This is a genomic window from Rothia aerolata (genome assembly GCF_014635585.1).
In the GTDB taxonomy this organism is placed as follows: Bacteria; Actinomycetota; Actinomycetes; order Actinomycetales; family Micrococcaceae; genus Rothia; species Rothia aerolata.
The window spans coordinates 259586-278106 of the sequence record NZ_BMDC01000001.1 but is presented as its reverse complement, the minus strand read 5'-3'; the positions used below and the strand labels follow the sequence as shown (position 1 = coordinate 278106).

The window sequence follows — 18521 nt, the reverse complement described above, 5'->3', positions numbered from 1 at the left end:
TGGCTCGGCACTGAACTTCAGCCTACACGAAAGACAGGAAGGCCAAGATATTCACCAGGTTGGTGAAGTCAATGAACATACCGCCTACAATCGGCAGAATAAAGAAGGCCAGCTTCGAAGGCCGGTACTTCAGGGTCACCGATGCCATGTTAGCCATACCGTTAGGGGTGGCACCCATGCCGAAGCCGCAGTGACCAGCGGTGATGACAGCGGCGTCATAATCACCACCCATTGCACGGAAGGTCACGAAGTTAGCCCACACCCACATCAGCAGAGCCTGAGCCGCCAGCAGCACAACCAGCGGGCCTGCAAGATCAGCCAGCTGCCACAGCTGGATATTCATCAGCGCCATTGCAAGGAAGATGTTCAGCCCCACGTTACCCACCACGTCAATCTCCTGGGTGGGCACCAGTTCCCGCCCCTCTTCAGAGTTGCGGCGGTCGCTAATATAGCGCAGAATAATCGCCACAATAATGGAACCCATGTAGCTGGGGAAAGCCGCCTTATCGGTGAGCTGGCCAATCAGAGCGTTCAGGCCGTCGGTCAGGAAGCTGCCCAAGAACATGGCAAAAAGAATCATGATGAAGGCCTGCAAAACTCGCTCGCTACTGAGCTGGCGGGGCTTGCTCTCCAGCAGAGACTCATCAATGTTGACCTTGGTTGAGGTCTTGTTCATCAGGTCGTGCTTGATAATCAGGCGGTTAGCCACCGGACCGCCCATGAGCGAACCGGCAATCAGACCGAAAGTTGCAGCGGTGTAGGCAACGGTCTCAGCACCGGTTACCCCCGACTGCTCAACCAGGGGTGCGATACCGCCGGAAACACCGTGGCCGCCGGTCATAGGAGTTGAGCCGGTCATCAGCGCCAGGGCGGGGTCGATGCCAACCACCGGCGCCAGAGCAACGGCCACAACGTTCTGGAAGATACACAGGATGGTCGCAAGCAAAAGAAAGAGGCCAACCCGCGAACCCGCTGCCTTCAATACCTTAATAGAGGCGCCATAGCCCACCGTGGTAAAGAACATCACCATGAAGAAGCTCTGAAGGGTGACGTCGAATTCAACGTTCAGCACACCTGTCTGGTTGAGCACCAGGTTCACGAGGGCGAAGAGAAAGCCGCCAATCACAGGTGAAGGAATAGCAAAACGCTGGAAGAAGTAGAAACGGTTCTTAATCAGCGTTCCTATCACCAGCAAAATAACCGCCCAACCGGCGGTCTGAACCATTGAGAGTTCAAAAGTCATAAAGGTCTCCAGTAACTCTATAGAGCGGAGATCAATTGTCTAGGCTATTGATCGAATTGAGTCATCTCGGGTGGTCAGTCGCACCCGCAACACCGAAACTCTACTATGAAGGCAGGGAATCTCCCAAAACGCGTTGAGTCACAAACAAGGCGCTGAGCCACCAGTTAGTTTCTGGTGTCTCAGCGCCTTACCGGTGACTGGAGCCCCGGGGAGTTTCTAGCCTTCCAGCTCCGGGTCTTCAGCTCGCGCCTGCTCAAAAACTTCCTTAGCCGCCGAGAGGTTAATGAGGCCAATCACTATGCCCACCAGCGCATCGGGCCACACGCTCACCCAGAATATAGAAATCACCCCTGCCGCTAGAATCAGCAGGTTGGCGGCAACGTCATTGCGTGCTGCCAACCAGGCGCCCCGCATCAGTGCTGAGTCGGCGCTGCGTAGACGCAGCAGGAGGACGGCGCAGAGCAGGTTAATGAGCATGGCACCTACCGCGGTGGCTGAGAGCGTGAAGGGTTCAGGAGGCGCACCAGTTGCCAGCTTATAAATCGCCATTGCAAAGGCAGAGACGGCGGGAATCAGAATCAATGCTGCCAACCCATAGCTTGCCTTTCTGCGGCTGGCCACAGACCAGCCCAGGGCGGTGAGAACGAGGGTGTTAATGAGGGCGTCTTCTAGAAAGTCAGCCGCATCTGCGAACAGCGATGCCGAGCCAATGATGCTGGCTATAACCATTTCAATGGCAAAGCCAGCAAAGTTGAGCGCAGCAACCCAGGCCACAATCTGCCGGGCAGAACGAGTCAGAGAACTGGCGGTAAGTTCTTGAGAGTCTTCCATACAGTTAGTTTAAAGCAGACGAGCGGCCGCGAAACCGCCCAACGGCCGTGATTAACGCGGCCGATCGGCGTCATCACGGCCGCTGAGTAAGCCCAAGCCAACCCCACCCGAACACAAGAAAGCCGGCCACCTCTCCCCCACCCTCAGGCAGAAGAAGAGGCAGCCGGCTTTCAGCAGCAATCAACTAGACGTTGAAGCCCAGCGCGCGCATCATATCCCGACCGTCGTCGGTGATGCGCTCGGGGCCCCACGGCGGCATCCATACCCAGTTCACGTGCCACTCATCGATCATGAGTTCCAGGTTCTGCTTAACCTGCTCCTCAATCACATCCTGCAGCGGGCAGGCGGCGGTGGTCAGGGTCATGTCCAGAATCAGCGCGCCGTTGTCGTCCCAGCGCATACCGTAGAGCAGGCCCAAATCAACGATGTTCACGCCCAGCTCGGGGTCGATCACATTTTTGAGCGCTTCTTCGAGTTCTTCCTGCGACGGGCGACCGCCGGCAGGAGCGGTGCTAGCTTCAGTCATTTCGACTCGCCTTTCCGACTACTTACCCAGATAGGAGTCGTAGCCTTCTTCTTCCAGTCGGTCAGCCAGCTCGGGGCCGCCCTGGTCAACCATGTGGCCGTCTACGAACACGTGCACAAACTGGGGCTTGATGTAGCGCAGAATGCGGGTGTAGTGGGTAATGAGCATAACGCCCATGTCGTTCTTCTCGTGAGCGCGGTTCACACCGGCAGAAACAATCTTCAGCGCGTCAACGTCCAGGCCGGAGTCGGTCTCGTCGAGAATGCCGAACTTGGGCTTGAGCAGCTCCAGCTGAAGAATCTCGTGTCGCTTCTTCTCACCACCGGAGAAACCTTCGTTGACGTTACGGGAGATGAAGTCGGGGTCGATCTTCAAATCTTCCATAGCACCCTTGACGTCCTTGGTCCAGGTGCGCAGGGAGGGAGCTTCGCCGTCAACAGCGGTCTTAGCCGAACGCAGGAAGTTAGACATGGTGACGCCGGGAATCTCCACGGGGTACTGCATGGCCAGGAAGAGGCCGGCGCGGGCACGCTCGTCTACGGACATCTCGGTGACGTCCTCGCCGTCGAGCAGAATCTCACCGGAGTCAACGCGGTACTTGGGGTGACCCGCAATGGTAGATGCCAGGGTGGACTTACCGGAGCCGTTGGGGCCCATGATCGCGTGAATCTCGCCCGACTTGATGGTCAGGTTAACGCCCTTGAGGATTTCCTTGGAGTTCTCGTCGTCCAGGATAACGGAGACGTGAAGATCCTTAATTTCGAGAGTTGACAATTTTTCTCCTATAAAAGTCTGGGTAGCGGTTCGCTAGTTGTTGCTGATAGCCAGTTCTTGCTCGAGAGCGCTGGTGAGCTGATCCTCAAGATCGTCAATACGAATCTGCTGAATAATCTCGTTGAGGAATCCGCGAACCACCAGGCGGCGGGCTTCAGCCTCAGGAATACCGCGGGCCTGCAGGTACCAGAGGTGGTCTTCGTCGAGCTGGCCGGTGGTTGATGCGTGGCCGGCGCCAGCAATCAGACCGGTTTCAATCTCAAGGTTAGGTACAGAGTCAGCGCGCGGGCCGTCTTCAAGAATCAGGTTGCGGTTGAGCTCGTAGGTGTCGGTACCTTCGGCTTCCTTACCAATGAGCACATCGCCCACCCATACCGAGTGTGCGTTGCGACCCTGCAGGGCGCCCTTGTAGGTAACGCGCGACTTGCAGTTGGGCACCGAGTGATCCACGAAGAGACGGTTTTCCAGGTGCTGGCCGGCATCGACAAAGTAGAGGCCGTACATCTCGGTGGAGGAACCGGGGCCCGAGAACTTGGTGGTGGGGGTAATACGAACGGTCTTACCGCCCAACGAAATGTTCACGTGCTTGAAGTTGGCGTCGCGACCCAGCAGCGCGTAGTGCGCCGAGGCGTGGGTGGCGTCGTCCTGCCACTGCTGCACGGTAATCACGTTGAGGGTCGCGGAGTCGCCCACAATAAACTCAACGTTCTCCGCCAGGGTGGCTGAACCGGTGTACTTGAGCACTACCACTGCCTTGGAGAAGGGCTTAGCCTCCACCACCAGGTGCTGGGCGGCGGGGTCGAGATGCTCGCCGGTGATGTCAATCTCCACGCGCTGATCCAGTTCAGTCTCAGCGGGAATGGTCAGCACGGTAGCCTGCTGGAAGTGGCTCCAAGCATTGGCTGCCACGCGGTCTTCGGGAACACCGGCGGTGCCGATACGCGAGTCGTCGCGGCCCACTTTTTCAATCTGGACGGCGCTGGGAGCGTCAATCTCGATCTTCGGCGCTTCTGCGCCCAGCTCGTCGGTGTGCAGACCGTTCAGACGCTTGAGCGGGGTGAAACGCCAGTCTTCTTCACGGCCGGTCAGGGCCGGGAAGTCCTCCACCTTGTAGGAGGTAAAGCGACCGGCACGCGAAGAATCTACATCCTTGTTTTCCACGCGGATAGTGTCATCTGAAACGTGCTCGGTGCCCAGCTTCTCGCCCTCATCGGTCATGCCGGGAATGGCGGCGCGGTTCTCGGTGATGTTATCGGTGTTAGACATTATTAGCCTACGGATCCTTCCATCTGGAGTTCGATCAGGCGGTTGAGCTCAAGCGCGTATTCCATGGGCAGCTCGCGGGCAATCGGCTCCACGAAGCCGCGCACAATCATTGCCATTGCCTCTTCTTCGGAGAGGCCGCGCTGCATGAGGTAGAAGAGCTGCTCTTCGGAGACGCGGGAGACGGTTGCCTCGTGCCCCATAGTGACGTCGTCCTCCCGAACATCCACGTAGGGGTAGGTGTCGGAGCGGGAGATGGTGTCAACCAGCAGCGCGTCACAGACCACGTTGGACTTCGAGTGGTGGGCGCCCTCGCGCACCTGCACCAGGCCGCGGTAGGCAGACCGGCCGCCGTTACGGGCAATCGACTTGGAGACAATCGACGATGAGGTATGGGGAGCAATGTGCACCATCTTGGAACCGGTGTCCTGGTGCTGGCCCTCGCCGGCGAAAGCGATGGAGAGAGTCTCACCCTTAGCGTGCTCACCCACCATGTAGACGGCGGGGTACTTCTGGGTCACCTTAGAACCGATATTGCCGTCAACCCACTCCATGGTGGCGCCCTCTTCACAGAGGGTACGCTTGGTCACCAGGTTGTAGACGTTGTTAGACCAGTTCTGAATGGTGGTGTAGCGAACGCGAGCGTTCTTCTTCACGATAATCTCAACAACAGCCGAGTGCAGGGAGTCGGACTTGTAGATGGGGGCGGTGCAACCCTCGATGTAGTGCACGTAGGAGCCCTCATCAGCGATAATCAGGGTGCGCTCAAACTGGCCCATGTTCTCGGTGTTAATACGGAAGTAGGCTTGCAGGGGAATCTCCACGTGAACGCCCTTGGGCACATAAATGAAGGAGCCACCCGACCACACAGCGGTGTTCAGCGCCGAGAACTTGTTATCACCGGTGGGAATCACGGTACCGAAGTACTCGCGGAAGAGCTCGGGGTACTCGCGCAGACCGGTATCGGTATCAACGAAAATAACGCCCTGAGCCTCAAGGTCCTCACGAATCTGGTGGTAGACCACCTCAGACTCGTACTGGGCGGCAACACCGGCAACCAAGCGCTCGCGCTCAGCCTCGGGAATACCCAGCTTCTCGTAGGTATTGCGGATATCTTCGGGCAGATCTTCCCAGGTCTTTGCCTGACCCTCGGTGGAGCGCACGAAGTACTTGATGTTGTCGAAGTCAATCTCAGACAGGTCCGCACCCCAGGTGGGCATGGGCTTGCGATCGAAGAACTTCAGCGCCTTCAGACGCATATTCAGCATCCACTCGGGCTCGTTCTTCTTGGCGGAGATATCGCGAACAACCTCTTCGCTCAGACCGCGCTTTGCAGCCTGACCCGCCTCATCGGAGTCAACCCAGCCGTACTCGTAGGTACCAATGCCCTCAAGCTCTGGGTTGGCCTCCAGAATTTCTGAAATGACGGTGCTTTGCGCATCGCGATCAATCTGATCAGTCATTTTGGCCTTTCATTTGTGGGAATCTTTGAAGGGTGAGTTCAAAGAAGTCTATTTCTGCTCTGTATGCTCCGGCGATGAGCCGAGGTCTCGTGCCAGCGGAATATGGGTGGTGCACACGTGGGCACCGGCTGACATGGTGGAGAGCCTACGAACGTCAACACCGAGCAGAGATGAAATTATTTCTGTTTCTTCATCACAGAAAACATGAAAATCTTCGGCAAGGTCGCGCACCGGGCAGTGGCCCTGGCACAGCTGAATGCTGGCGAGAAGATGCTGAGGAAGCCTGCTGTTTCCCGCGGGCTTCATCTCGTTGGCCGTTGCCACAAAACCGTCTTTGGTCATGGCCTGGGCAAGAGCCTGCGCGCGAGCAGCGACGTCCTCCCCCGCCGCCTCCACAGCGGGGCGGTACTTAGCTTCCATCTCAGCCGCCCGACTCGAGGCGAACAGTCGAAGAGCGTCGTCGCCCACCTGCTGCTGCAGCATGGTCAGTGCGGAGCGGGCAATATCGAGATAGTCGTTGCCGATCTTTGAGTGCCCCTGCGGAGCAATGACGTAGCGGCGGGCTGGCCTGCCAGCGCCGGCACCGTGGGCCTTGATAGGGGCCACCACAATCAGACCGTCTTCTTCGAGCGCGTCGAGGTGCCGCCGAACCGCTGCAGGAGTCAGATTAAGCTCTTCGCCAAGGTTGGCCGCAGAAACAGGGCCGAGGGTAAGAACTCCGCGGAGAACTCGGTCACGAGTCCGTTCCTCTGTTTCCGCAGTGCGCGAGCTCTGAGCTGTCTTTTTCTGAGCTTGTCTTACGGAATACACAACTAAAGTATGACCTAATTACCCCCCGCCCGGCTAGTTAGGCGAGCCTTGCTTCACATGTCTACCTGCTCACACACCCCCAGATTTTCGGCAATTTCGCAGTTTTTAGCGGCTTGTTCTCCCCTCGCTGAACGAGCTCCACCGCGTAGAATGGAACGGTGCCGCCCACCGACGATTTATTTAGAAACAGTATGAATTCTCAGCCCGCCCTCGATATCTCTGACCTCGTCAAAGAGTTCAAGCCGTCTAAGGATTTTCGCGAAAAGCACCCTGAAGCCCTGACCGAGGCCGGCCTCAAACGCGCCGTCAATGGCATCTCTTTTAAGGCCTATCCGGGTGAGGTAACGGTTCTACTTGGAGCCAACGGCGCCGGTAAAACCACTACCCTTGCCTGTGCCCAGGGCCTGACCAAGCGTGACGGCGGCACCATCTCCCTACTGGGCGAAGACCCCTGGGGTGCCAGCCCCCAGTTGCGCGCGCGGGTGGGAATTATGTTGCAGGACGGCGGCCTGCCGCAGTCGGTGCGGCCCCTTCCGCTTCTGCGCCACGTGGCGGCCATGTACGCGAACCCGCTCGATATATCTGAGCTGTCTCAGCGACTGGGCATCGATTCTTTCAACGGCACCTCCATCCGCCGTCTTTCCGGCGGCCAGCGGCAGCGGGTAGCCCTGGCAGCGGCCCTAGTGGGTCGGCCCGATGTGCTCTTTCTTGACGAGCCCTCTGCCGGCCTTGACCCGCAATCCCGCCAGGTGGTCTTTGACATTATTGAAGAGCAAAAGCAGCGGGGCGTGGCGATTGTTTTGACCACCCACCTGCTCGACGACGCCCAGCGGCTGGCTGACTACGTCTACATCGTCGAGCGCGGCCAAAACGTGGTGGAAGGCACCGTGGCAGACCTTCTCACCCGCGCCGCCGACGAAACCAAGACCATCACCTTCACGGTGGCTCGGGAGAATCTGACGCTGACGGATTTGCTCTCTGGCTCAGGGCAGCCCTTCTCCCTGGTTAACCGCGGTCACGGCAGCTACCAGCTCTCAGGCCCTCTGAAGCCCTCCACCCTCACCCAGCTGATGCGCAGCTTCGAACAGCTTGACCTCATGCCCACCCACCTGGAACTAACCCCCAGAACCCTAGAAGACGTATTCCTTGATATAGCTGGACGGGAGATTCGATGACCGAGCAAACCACCTCCGTCTCCACTCGCTCGGAGAACCGGGCCGCCCCGGCGGCGTCCCGCCTCCTAGCCCAGGGAAAGTATGAGCTGCTCGCCATGCTCAAAAACGGCGAACAGCTCATGCTCAATATCGCTTTCCCCATCATGGCGCTTCTGGCTATGGCATGGACCAGCTTTCTCGACCCCTTCGCCGAAGAATTCTCCACCAGTCGCATCAACGTTGCCGTACCCGGTGTGCTGGCGCTGTGCGTGATTTCGACGGCGCTCTCCGGCCAGGGAATCGCCACCGGCTTTGACCGCCGCTACGGTGTGCTCCGCTTTCTCTCGACCACCCCGCTGGGACGAGCCGGTCTGATTGTTGGAAAGATTATCGCCGTGGTGGCTGTGCTGGTGATTCAGGTGCTGCTGGTAAGTATCGTGGGGCTACTTCTGGGTTGGACTCCCCACCTGGGTAGCTTTGCCGGGGCTATTCCCACCCTGCTTCTGGGTGCCGCCGCCTTTACCGCCCTGGGTCTGCTGATTGCCGGTACCGTACGAGCCGAAGCAACCCTGGCAATCGTCAATATGGCCTGGGCACTTCTAGCAGCCGGCGGTGGAACCCTGATTCCCGCCCACAACTTTCCCGGCTGGCTCGCCTGGATTATTAACCTGCTACCCTCTGGGGCACTGGGTAATGCCCTGCGTGGGGAATTCCTCACCCACGACTTCCTCTTACTCCCCCACCTGATTCTGGTGGGCTGGACAGTTCTCTGCGGAGCGCTCTCCGTCAAATTCTTCAAATGGTCCGCATAATACACACACTAGAACGAGTTGATTATGTCTCACTCTACGCTCACGCCTGAGACCGCTTCAGGCACCAGTTTCATGGATAAATTGATGCCCAGCCACTACAACCGCTGGGTCAAAGGCATCACCTATGGCGTGGTGATTGCCAACATCATGCTCATTGTGACCGGCGGCCTCGTGCGCCTGACAGGATCAGGTCTGGGCTGCTCTACCTGGCCCCGCTGCAACGGCGACCAGTGGACCACCACCCCCGAGCAGGGTATCCACGGCGCTATTGAGTTCGGCAACCGCCTGCTCACCTTCGGCCTGCTGGCCGTCACCATCCTGTCTTTTCTGGCCATCGTTCGCATTGTGCTGGGCCGGAAAATCACCTTCTGGCAGACCTGCAAACTACTTTTTGGTAGCCAGCTCAAAGCCTTTAAGGGCCTGCGTTTTGCAGAGTTTAAGCACGCCGACCTCTTTAACCTGAACCTGATTCTGCTCTGGGGAATTATCGCCCAGGCTATTGTGGGCGGGGTGACCGTGTGGCTGCGGCTCAACCCCTGGATGGTCACAGCCCACTACGTGCTCACCGCAATCATGATTGCGGTAGCCGCGGTGCTGCTCAACCGTCTTCTGCGTAGCTTCGAGCCCTCTTTCCGAGAAGATGAGGACATTACCTCAGCAGAGCCGCCGCACGGATCCCTCTGGATGGTGCGCCTGGGCTGGGTGGGCGTCGTCCTGGTCTCGGCCCTGGTCTTCTTGGGCACCGTGGTCACCGGCACAGGTCCCCACGCAGGCGACCCCGAGACCCACCGCCACGCCTTCGACCCGGTTTTCGTGACCCGCAACCACTCGCTGACCGTCTGGCTTTACTGCGCAACTCTGGTGGCACTTTTTGTGCTGACGAAAAAGTACAGCTGGCCCAAGGCATTCAATTTTTCGCTCCTGCTGGTCTTCTTCACCCTGATCTTCCAGGCAGCGGTGGGCTACGCACAGTACTTCACCGGCCTGCCGGTGCTACTGGTGGAGCTCCACCTGATTGGTTCGGGCCTCTTCATTTGGGCGGCCAGCGCACTGATTGAACGCCAGTTCACCCTGGGTTCGCAAAAGAAGCGCTCGCGGGCGCTGGAGAGGGCTGAGAACTAAGTTCCTCGCTGCTCACCGAGCTCTAAGAAGAAATCCCCGGTTCTGTTAAGAGCCGGGGATTTTTTAGAGCTGAAATAGGCTCTCGGTACACACAAATTCCCGCGGCTAGACCCTCAGTACACATGAATTCCCTGAGTACACTTCTAGACATGTGCCCAGGGAATTCATGTGTACCTTAGATAGTTCGGCAAGAAGTAACTTGTACCTTGTCTCCACCAAGGTTCCTCGAGAGGCCATTTCTATACCGTTTTAGGCAGATTTTCGGTATAAAAATGGCCTCTCGTGAAATCTCAGCAGGGGAATGCACAAGCTAGTCCTTACCGGGCAGTCAAGGGTACAAGCAGGGTCCCTGAGTACAAGTATTGTCTTGTACTCAGGGACCCTGCTTGTACGGTTGGGCTTTCAGAGCGATACGGCTGCGAGCTTGCGAGCACTCAGGAGTGAGCGTAATCGCGAAGCGTGCGTTTAAGGGAGGTCGGCTGAGCGAAGCCCCCATCGAAACAAGAATGTCTACAGCGGAGGCATCACTGCCGAGCCCACGAAGGGGTCAATCGCCAGGGCGATGAAGAGAATGGTGAGGTAGGTAATGGAACCGTGGAAGACGGTCATTGCGGTGCGGCTGGTTGCCTTTTCAGCCACGGCCAGGTTGTGGAGCTTGTGGCACTGGAAGATAAACCATAAACCAGCGACCAGGGCGGTGACGGTGTAGACCCAGCCAGCTCCCCCCATAGGTACCAGCAACAGCGAGCAGATGACCATTGCCCAGCTGTAGAGCACCACCTGCACCGAGACACTCTTGGCGTTGGAGGTTGCTCCCAGCATGGGGATGCCGGCTCGCTGGTAATCTTCGGCGTACTTCATAGACAGGGGCCAGTAGTGCGGCGGGGTCCAGAGGAAGATCACCATGAAGAGTACGATTGCCGCCCAGCTGATGGTGTTTTCTACGGCTGCCCAGCCGATGAGAACGGGCATGCAACCGGCAATGCCGCCCCAGACGATGTTCTGGGTGGTGCGGCGCTTGAGGATGAGGCTGTAGAAGACGACGTAGAGCAGGATTGCGGCCAGACCCAGGGCACCCGCCAGGGGGTTAACCAAGAAGGTCAGGTAGGCGATCGAGACAATTGCCAGCACCCAGGCGAAGATGAGAGCTTCACGGTCGGTCAGTTCACCGGTAACCAGCGGGCGCTTCTCGGTACGCTTCATCAACCGGTCTGCTTCGCGGTCAATGTAGCAGTTAAAGGCGCCAGAGGCACCGGCGGCCATGGCACCGCCAATGAGGGTGTTGATAATTAGCCAAAAGCTGGGCATACCACCGGCAGCAAACATCATTGTGGGTGCGGTGGTGACCAAGAGGAGCTCAATGACCTGAGGCTTAGTCAGCATCACAAAGGCTTTGATCTTGCGCTTGAGGCTAATTTTTTCTGGTTGCTGAGATACCTCTGCCGGGGCGGGGGTATCGGCTTCCAGCACGTTGTTCGCGTTAAAACCCTTCACTAAAGTTGGGCTCCTACCGAGATCGTTGTGTGCAATACTGTCTAGACATTTGTGCACTAGCCCACCAGAGTTACCCCGTGTTGCTTGATAGACACGCGAGGGCTTCGTACTGCGGAAAAATGCACATCTGTTCAACCGTTGCCCTAGCCAGCTGGCGATGCTTCCGAGCACCGCCATCTTCAGCCATTTTTAAGCACGACAAATGAACAAAAAGTCAAGATAATCCTATACCTTTTACCGCTTGATTCCTAATGGTGAAGTAGTCAAGAGTTTCACGGTCAGCCGATTTTAAACTGAATAAGTTTTCGCTTGGTTTTTTGTTTTATTCTGGTGTCAGTACAGAAAGGAACTTAAACGTGCCAAATCTTGAAAACAAGCTGGAATGGAACGACAAAGATCAGCTCGCGGTCGATACCACCCGCGTGCTGGTTGCCGATGCAGTTGAGAACGCCGGTCACGGCCACCCCGGTACCGCTATGTCTCTTGCTCCTGTTGCCCATCTTCTCTACCAGAAGGTGATGAACCACGACCCTGCTGACGATCGCTGGCCCGGCCGCGACCGTTTTATTCTCTCCCCCGGTCACTCTTCTCTGACCGCCTACCTGCAGCTCTTCCTCAACGGCTACGGTCTTGAGATGAAGGATATTGAGGAGCTGCGTAAGTTCGGTTCGCTCACTCCCGGCCACCCCGAGTACGGTCACACCAAGGGTGTTGAGGTTACTACCGGCCCCCTGGGCCAGGGTCTGGCTACCGCTGTGGGCTTTGCCTACGCTCAGCGCCGTATGCGCGGCCTCTTCGACCCCGAGGCTCCCGAGGGCACCTCCCCCTTCGACCACACCATCTACACCATTGCTTCTGAGGGCGATGTTGAAGAGGGCGTTACCTCCGAGGCTTCCTCGCTGGCCGGTCACCAGGAGCTGGGCAACCTGATTGTTATCTTCGACCGCAACCACATCTCTATTGAAGATGACACCGATGTTTCCTTCACCGAGGATGTTCTTAAGCGCTACGAGGCCTACGGTTGGGATACCGCCCGCGTAGACTGGACTGCCGGTGGAGAATACAAGGAAGACGTCGAGGCTCTCTACGATGCCATCGCCGCAGCCAAGAAGGTCACCGATAAGCCCTCCATCATTGAGCTGCGCACCATCATTGGTTGGCCCGCCCCCAACAAGCAGAACACCGGCGGTATCCACGGTTCAAAGCTGGGTGCAGACGAGGTTGCTGCGGTGAAGAAGATTCTTGGTTTTGATACCGAGAAGAACTTCCACATTGACCAGGACATTCTCGACTACACCCGCCAGTCAAAGGCTCGCGGTGCAGAAGCACACGCCCAGTGGAACGAGAAGTTCGAGCAGTGGAAGTCAGCCAACCCCGAGAAGGCTGCTCTCTACGCGCGCCTGACCGCCGGTGAACTTCCCGAGGGCTTTGCTGAGGCCTTCCCCACCTTTGAGGTCGGCGATAACCTGGCCACCCGCGCTGCTTCCGGCAAGGTGATTAACGCTATCGCTAACACCATGCCCGAGCTCTGGGGCGGTTCTGCCGACTTGGCCGGCTCCAACAACACCACCATTGAAGACGGCGAGTCCTTCAACCCCGCCTCCCGTTCCACCAAGAACTGGTCGGCTAGCCCCTACGGCCGGGTGCTGCACTTCGGTATCCGTGAGCACGCAGCCGCCGCTATTACCAACGGCATTGTGCTCTCTTCCCCCACCCGCGCCTTCAACGGCACCTTCCTCACCTTCTCCGACTACCAGCGCCCCGCCATTCGTCTGGCAGCGCTGATGGGCGTGCCCAGCATCTTTGTCTGGACCCACGACTCCATCGGTCTGGGTGAAGACGGCCCCACCCACCAGCCTGTGGAGCATCTCTCTGCCCTGCGCGCGATTCCTAACCTGGACGTCGTCCGTCCGGCTGATGCGAATGAGGTTTCGGTTGCCTGGCGCAAGATGCTGGAGATTAGCGACCACCCGGCTGGTATTGTGCTTTCCCGCCAGGGTCTGACCACCTTCCCCCGCGAGGATCTCCATCCCGGTGCCGAGGGTGAGAAGTTCGCCTCTGCCGAGGGTGTTGCCCGCGGTGCCTACGTGCTGGCCGATACCGAGGGCACCCCCGACGTCATTCTGATTGCTACCGGCTCAGAGGTTGAAATTGCCGTAGAGGGCCGCAAGCAGCTGGCTGAGAAGGGTATTAAGGCCCGCGTGGTCTCCATGCCTTCGCGCGAGTGGTTTGATGCCGAATCTAAGGAATACCGCGAGTCAGTTATTCCTTCAGATATTAGGGCTCGAGTTACCGTTGAAGCCGGTGCCCGCATGAGCTGGAACGACATTCTGGGCGACGCCGGCCGGGCGGTTTCGCTGGAGCACTACGGTGCTTCGGGCTCGGCTGAGCGCCTCTACCAGGAATTCGGTATTACCGCAGAGGCAGTTGTTGCCGCTGCCGAAGAATCCATTGAAGCTGCCAAGTAAGGATTGATAGTTTTGACTACTTCAACTCAGAAAATTTCCGATGCAGGAGTTTCCCTCTGGTTCGACGACCTCTCCCGCGAGCGTCTGACCACCGGTAACCTGCAGGAACTGATTAAAGACAAGAACGTGGTGGGTGTGACCACCAACCCCACCATCTTCGCCGGTGCCCTGTCTAACGGCGAGGCCTATGCAGAGCAGGTCAAGGAGCTGGCTGCCGCCGGTACCGACCTTGAGGACGCCGTCTTTGAGATTATGACCGACGACGTGCGCGAGGCCTGCGACGTCTTCGCACCCATCTTCAACTCCACCCAGGGTCGCGACGGCCGGGTTTCCATTGAGGTTGACCCCCGCCTGGCCCGCAAGTCTGAAGATACCGCCACCATGGCGAAGAAGCTGGCTGCCCAGGTAGACCGCGAGAACGTGATGATTAAGATTCCCGCCACCGAAGAGGGTCTTCAGCCGATTGCTGACACCCTGGCTGAGGGCATCTCGGTTAACGTCACCCTCATCTTCTCGCTGGAGCGCTACCGCGCCGTCATCAACGCTTTCATGCGCGGTCTGGAGCAGGCGCTGGAGAACGGTAAGGACCTCTCGAAGATTCACTCGGTGGCCTCATTCTTCATCTCCCGCGTGGACTCCGAGGTCGATGCCCAGCTAGAGAAGATTGGTACCGAAGAGGCTAAGGCTCTCAAGTCCAAGGCAGGTTTGGCCAACGCCCGCCTGGCCTACCAGGTCTTTGAAGAGGAATTCTCCTCCGAGCGCTGGGAGCGTCTGGCTGCTGCCGGCGCCAACGTGCAGCGCCCGCTCTGGGCATCCACCGGTACCAAGGATCCTTCCCTGCCGGCTGACCTCTACGTTTCGGGCCTGGTAGCGGAGAACACCGTGAACACCGTTCCCGAGAAGACCCTCAACGCTTTCGCTGAATCCGGCGAGGTTACCGGCGACACCGTAACCGGCACCTACGATGAATCCGAGAAGATTCTCAACGATATTGAGGCGGTTGGAGTCTCCTACAACCAGGTAGTCAAGAAGCTCGAAGACGAGGGTCTGGAAAAGTTCGAGGCCTCCTGGGACGAGCTGCTTGAAACCGTTCGTTCTGCCCTGGCCTCAGCCTAGATCGGAGTGATTTTGAAGAGGGGCAAGCTGATATTCAGCAGCCCGTGATTCCAGCTGGCGGTGGCCGTTGATGAGCAACGGGCACCGCCGGCTGGCGTATAAAAACCCCTTATCATTTCTAAGGATTTACTGTGTCAAACAGTCAAGAGAAGAACCCCCTGCGGGATCCCCGTGATCGCAGGCTTTCTCGTGTTGCAGGCCCCAGCGCCCTGGTGTTCTTTGGCGTGACCGGCGACCTGGCGCGCAAGAAGCTACTACCCGCCGTCTACGATTTGGTCAACCGCGGCCTACTGCCGCCCAGCTTCTCGATGGTGGGCTTCGGTCGCCGCGATTGGTCGGACGACGACTTCCGCCAGCAGGTGCGTGAATCGGTGGAGGCTCACTCCCGCACTACCTTCCGCGAAGATGTCTGGAACCAGTTCGCCACCGGTATTCGTTTTGTGCAGGGCGCCTTTGACGACGATCAGGCTTACGAAAACCTCAAGGCTACCCTGGCCGAGCTGGAGGAAACCCGCGGTACCCAGGGCAACCACGCTTTTTACCTCTCCATTCCGCCCAAGGCTTTTGAAAAGGTGCTCAAGCAGCTCTCGGCCCACGGCCTGGCGTCTCGCGAAGATAAGAGCTGGCGCCGCGTGGTGATCGAGAAGCCCTTCGGCCACAACCTGGAATCGGCCCGCGAGCTGAACTCCATTGTTGAGGAGGTTTTCCCCGCCGATTCGGTCTTCCGTATTGACCACTACCTGGGTAAGGAAACCGTGCAGAACCTGCTGGCTCTGCGCTTTGCCAACCAGATGTTTGAGCCGGTGTGGAACGCCAACCACATTGACCACGTGCAAATTACCATGGCGGAGCCCTTCGGTATCGGCTCCCGCGCGGGCTACTATGACGGCGTGGGTGCGGCCCGCGACGTCATTCAGAACCACCTGCTACAGCTTCTGGCGCTAACCGCTATGGAAGAACCCATCAGCTTCAATGCCTCCCACATGCGGGCTGAAAAAGAGAAGGTTCTGGAGGCTGTTGTGCTACCCGAGGACCTCTCGCAGTCCTTTGCGGTGGGCCAGTACACCTCGGGTTACCAGGGCGGTGAGGAAGTCAATGGCTTCTTCGATGAGAAGGATATTCCGGCAGATTCCCGCACCGAGACCTTCGCCGCGATCAAGGTGGGTATCAACACCCGCCGCTGGTCTGGTGTTCCCTTCTACCTGCGCACCGGTAAGCGCCTGGGCCGCCGGGTGACCGAAATCGCCCTGGTCTTCAAGAAGTCGCCCAACCTGCTCTTCGATAACAACGAAGATTCGGGCCAGAACGCAATCGTGATTCGGGTGCAGCCCAACGAGGGTATGACCATTCGCTTTGCCTCCAAGGTTCCCGGTACCCAGAACGAAATTCGCAACGTTAACATGGACTTCGGCTACACCCACTCCTTCACCGAAGAGTCGCCCGAGGCCTACGAGCGGTTGATTCTGGACGTTCTGCTGGGTGAGCCGCCGCTCTTCCCCCGTCACGAGGAAGTGGAGCTTTCCTGGAAGATTCTTGACCCCTTTGAGGAATACTGGGAGCAGCACCAGATTAAGCCCGAGCCCTATGAGCCCGGCTCCTGGGGCCCCGAATCCTCCTACGATCTGTTGGCACGCGATGGCCGCGAATGGAGGCGCCCGTGATTAAGAAGCTTGAAAACACCCAGACCATTCAGATTGAGAAAGAAGTCTCCCGTCTGCGCGAGGCTACCGGTGCCACCACTTCTGGCTCGGTTCTCACCCTGGTGATCCTGGCTGATCCCGGCCATTCCTCGGCTGCCCGTGAGGCAGCGGTGCGGGCCTCCCACGAGCACCCCTGCCGTATTATCGTGCACGTTGCCAATGACCCCGAGGCCGAAGACCGCCTGGATGCCGAGCTTGAAATTGGCGGCGAGGCCGGAGCCTCCGAACTGATTGTGCTCGAGGGCTGGGGGCGCGCGGCGGTACCCACCGAATCTTTGATTTCGGGTCTGCTTCTGCCTGATTCCCCCATCGTTGCCTGGTGGCCGCATTCCGTTCCTGAGAACCCCGCAGAGCACTCGGTGGGTAAGATTGCCCAGCGCCGGATTACCGACTCGGCTCGGCAGGCTGACCCCATGCCTACCCTGGCTAAACTCTCCGACAACTACGTTGCCGGTGATACCGACCTGGCCTGGATCCGCCTCACCCTGTGGCGTATCCAGCTGGCGGCTATGCTAGATCAGCTGCCCTACTCGCCGGTCAAGCGCGTGGTGGTATCCGGTTCGTCGAAGTCGCCCTCGGTGGTTCTGCTGGGTGCCTGGCTGGGGCACAAGCTCCAGGCCAAGGTTTCCCTCTCTACCACCAGCGCTGAGCGCGGCCTCTACCGGGTGGTGCTCGAGCGCGAGGACGGCGATATTGTAATTGATCGCCCCGGCCATAACATTGCCACCGTCAGCTCTCCCGACACTCCTGACCAGCAGATTGCTCTGCCGGTTCGTACCCTGGCGGAGTGCCTGGCCGAGGAGCTGCGCCGTCTCGACCCCGATGAGGTCTACGGCGAGGTAATGACCGAGGCTCTGCCGGCGGGCAACATCGTGGTCGATCTCAGCGAGAACGATACCTTTGACGAGGGAATTGAATTTACGGAGGTCTTCGATGCCTAAGCCCCAGGTAATCCGCCACGCGGACAAGGCTGAGCTGGGTGTTTCCGCTGCCCAGCGTATCTTTGAGGTGCTGACTTCAACCCTGGCAGAAAAGCCCCTGGCCCACATTTCGCTCACCGGCGGAAGCATGGGTATCGCTGTTCTTGCCGAGCTGGCCCGGCACCCCCGGCTTTCAGAGGTTGACTTTAGCAAGGTTCACTTCTGGTGGTCTGACGAGCGCTTTGTTGCAGCTGGTCACGAAGACCGCAACGAACAGCAGGCAAAGGATGCCCTGCTCTCTCAGCTCGACATTCCGGCGAAGAACCTGCACATCATGGGTTCAACCGATACCTTCGAGACTCCCGAGGCTGCGGCGCAGGCCTACGCCGCTGAGTTGGCTGAGTATGCGGAGAAGGACGACGCCGCTCCGGTCTTCGACCTCACCCTGCTGGGCATGGGGCCAGACGGTCATATCGCCTCGCTCTTCCCCCACCGGGAAGAAATCCATCTCCGGGAGGGGGTTGCTCTTGCTATCCACGACTCCCCCAAGCCTCCGCCGACCCGGGTTTCGCTGACCCTGCCGGTGATTCGGGCTTCCCAGAGGATCTGGTTCTTGATCGCCGGATCTGATAAGGCAGAGGCAACCGCCCGCCTGACCGAGGCCGCCAAGCTCTCCGACGAGCAGCTGGTGGGCGAGGTACTCACCGAGACCCCGGCTGCCGGTGCCCGAGGTCTGGCTGAGACCCTCGTTCTCGCCACCGAGGATTCACTGACAGCCTAGGTCTGCTTCAAAACATAAAAGAAGCGGGCGGCTCCCAGCTGGGA

16 protein-coding genes are annotated in these 18521 nt (G+C 58.6%); 8 read left to right on the top strand and 8 right to left on the bottom strand.

Annotated features, from left to right (window positions below; translation table 11 throughout):
- Nucleotides 1-22 precede the first annotated feature (22 nt).
- From gltS to IEV00_RS01110, 7 genes are all read right to left on the bottom strand, one after another.
- The gene (gene gltS, locus IEV00_RS01140) at nucleotides 23-1243 is read right to left on the bottom strand and encodes a sodium/glutamate symporter (RefSeq protein ID WP_188358506.1); all 1221 of its coding nucleotides are present in this window, start codon (nucleotides 1241-1243) and stop codon (nucleotides 23-25) included.
- Nucleotides 1244-1459: 216 nt separating this feature from the next.
- Nucleotides 1460-2074 carry a cation efflux transmembrane domain-containing protein gene (locus IEV00_RS01135; RefSeq protein ID WP_188358505.1) on the bottom strand — a complete coding sequence of 205 codons (615 nt, stop codon included), beginning with the start codon at nucleotides 2072-2074 and terminating at the stop codon, nucleotides 1460-1462.
- 184 nt (nucleotides 2075-2258) lie between these two features.
- Nucleotides 2259-2600 (bottom strand): metal-sulfur cluster assembly factor, encoded by a 342-nt coding sequence (locus IEV00_RS01130; protein WP_188358504.1) that lies wholly within the window; start codon nucleotides 2598-2600, stop codon nucleotides 2259-2261.
- A gap of 18 nt (nucleotides 2601-2618) precedes the next feature.
- Nucleotides 2619-3374, bottom strand: coding sequence for a Fe-S cluster assembly ATPase SufC (gene sufC, locus IEV00_RS01125; RefSeq protein WP_188358503.1), 756 nt, complete (start codon nucleotides 3372-3374; stop codon nucleotides 2619-2621).
- Nucleotides 3375-3407: 33 nt separating this feature from the next.
- A complete protein-coding gene (gene sufD / locus IEV00_RS01120) occupies nucleotides 3408-4640 on the bottom strand; it encodes a Fe-S cluster assembly protein SufD (RefSeq protein ID WP_188358502.1) in 1233 nt (410 codons plus the stop codon).
- A gap of 2 nt (nucleotides 4641-4642) precedes the next feature.
- Entirely contained in the window at nucleotides 4643-6100 is a 1458-nt protein-coding gene (sufB, locus tag IEV00_RS01115) for a Fe-S cluster assembly protein SufB (RefSeq protein ID WP_188358501.1), read from the bottom strand.
- A 48-nt stretch (nucleotides 6101-6148) separates the two neighbouring features.
- Entirely contained in the window at nucleotides 6149-6910 is a 762-nt protein-coding gene (locus IEV00_RS01110; RefSeq protein WP_188358500.1) for a helix-turn-helix transcriptional regulator, read from the bottom strand.
- Nucleotides 6911-7101: 191 nt separating this feature from the next.
- Here IEV00_RS01110 and IEV00_RS01105 point away from each other — a divergent pair, with 191 nt between their 5' ends.
- The 3 genes from IEV00_RS01105 (at nucleotide 7102) to IEV00_RS01095 (ending at nucleotide 9998) form a co-directional block, all read left to right on the top strand.
- Nucleotides 7102-8085 carry an ABC transporter ATP-binding protein gene (locus IEV00_RS01105; protein WP_188358499.1) on the top strand — a complete coding sequence of 328 codons (984 nt, stop codon included), beginning with the start codon at nucleotides 7102-7104 and terminating at the stop codon, nucleotides 8083-8085.
- Nucleotides 8082-8876, top strand: a complete 795-nt coding sequence (locus tag IEV00_RS01100) for an ABC transporter permease (RefSeq protein WP_188358498.1) — start codon at nucleotides 8082-8084, stop codon at nucleotides 8874-8876. Before IEV00_RS01105 ends, IEV00_RS01100 begins: the two co-directional genes overlap by 4 nt.
- Before the next feature lie 84 nt (nucleotides 8877-8960).
- Nucleotides 8961-9998, top strand: a complete 1038-nt coding sequence (locus tag IEV00_RS01095) for a COX15/CtaA family protein (protein ID WP_445009367.1) — start codon at nucleotides 8961-8963, stop codon at nucleotides 9996-9998.
- A gap of 510 nt (nucleotides 9999-10508) precedes the next feature.
- On the opposite strand, the gene IEV00_RS01090 is transcribed toward IEV00_RS01095, so the two are convergent.
- Nucleotides 10509-11468 carry a heme o synthase gene (locus IEV00_RS01090; RefSeq protein WP_188359402.1) on the bottom strand — a complete coding sequence of 320 codons (960 nt, stop codon included), beginning with the start codon at nucleotides 11466-11468 and terminating at the stop codon, nucleotides 10509-10511.
- 380 nt (nucleotides 11469-11848) lie between these two features.
- On the opposite strand from IEV00_RS01090, the gene tkt reads away from it, so the two are divergent.
- From tkt to pgl, 5 genes are all read left to right on the top strand, one after another.
- Nucleotides 11849-13960, top strand: a complete 2112-nt coding sequence (gene tkt / locus IEV00_RS01085) for a transketolase (RefSeq protein WP_188358496.1) — start codon at nucleotides 11849-11851, stop codon at nucleotides 13958-13960.
- Nucleotides 13961-13972: 12 nt separating this feature from the next.
- Entirely contained in the window at nucleotides 13973-15076 is a 1104-nt protein-coding gene (gene tal / locus IEV00_RS01080) for a transaldolase (protein ID WP_188358495.1), read from the top strand.
- Nucleotides 15077-15207: 131 nt separating this feature from the next.
- A complete protein-coding gene (zwf, locus tag IEV00_RS01075; protein WP_188358494.1) occupies nucleotides 15208-16737 on the top strand; it encodes a glucose-6-phosphate dehydrogenase in 1530 nt (509 codons plus the stop codon).
- Nucleotides 16734-17717: a glucose-6-phosphate dehydrogenase assembly protein OpcA gene (locus IEV00_RS01070; protein ID WP_188358493.1), complete on the top strand. Its 984-nt coding sequence runs from the start codon at nucleotides 16734-16736 to the stop codon at nucleotides 17715-17717. The genes zwf and IEV00_RS01070 overlap by 4 nt, the downstream gene beginning before the upstream one ends.
- Entirely contained in the window at nucleotides 17710-18477 is a 768-nt protein-coding gene (gene pgl, locus IEV00_RS01065) for a 6-phosphogluconolactonase (RefSeq protein ID WP_188358492.1), read from the top strand. Before IEV00_RS01070 ends, pgl begins: the two co-directional genes overlap by 8 nt.
- Nucleotides 18478-18521: the final 44 nt, after the last annotated feature.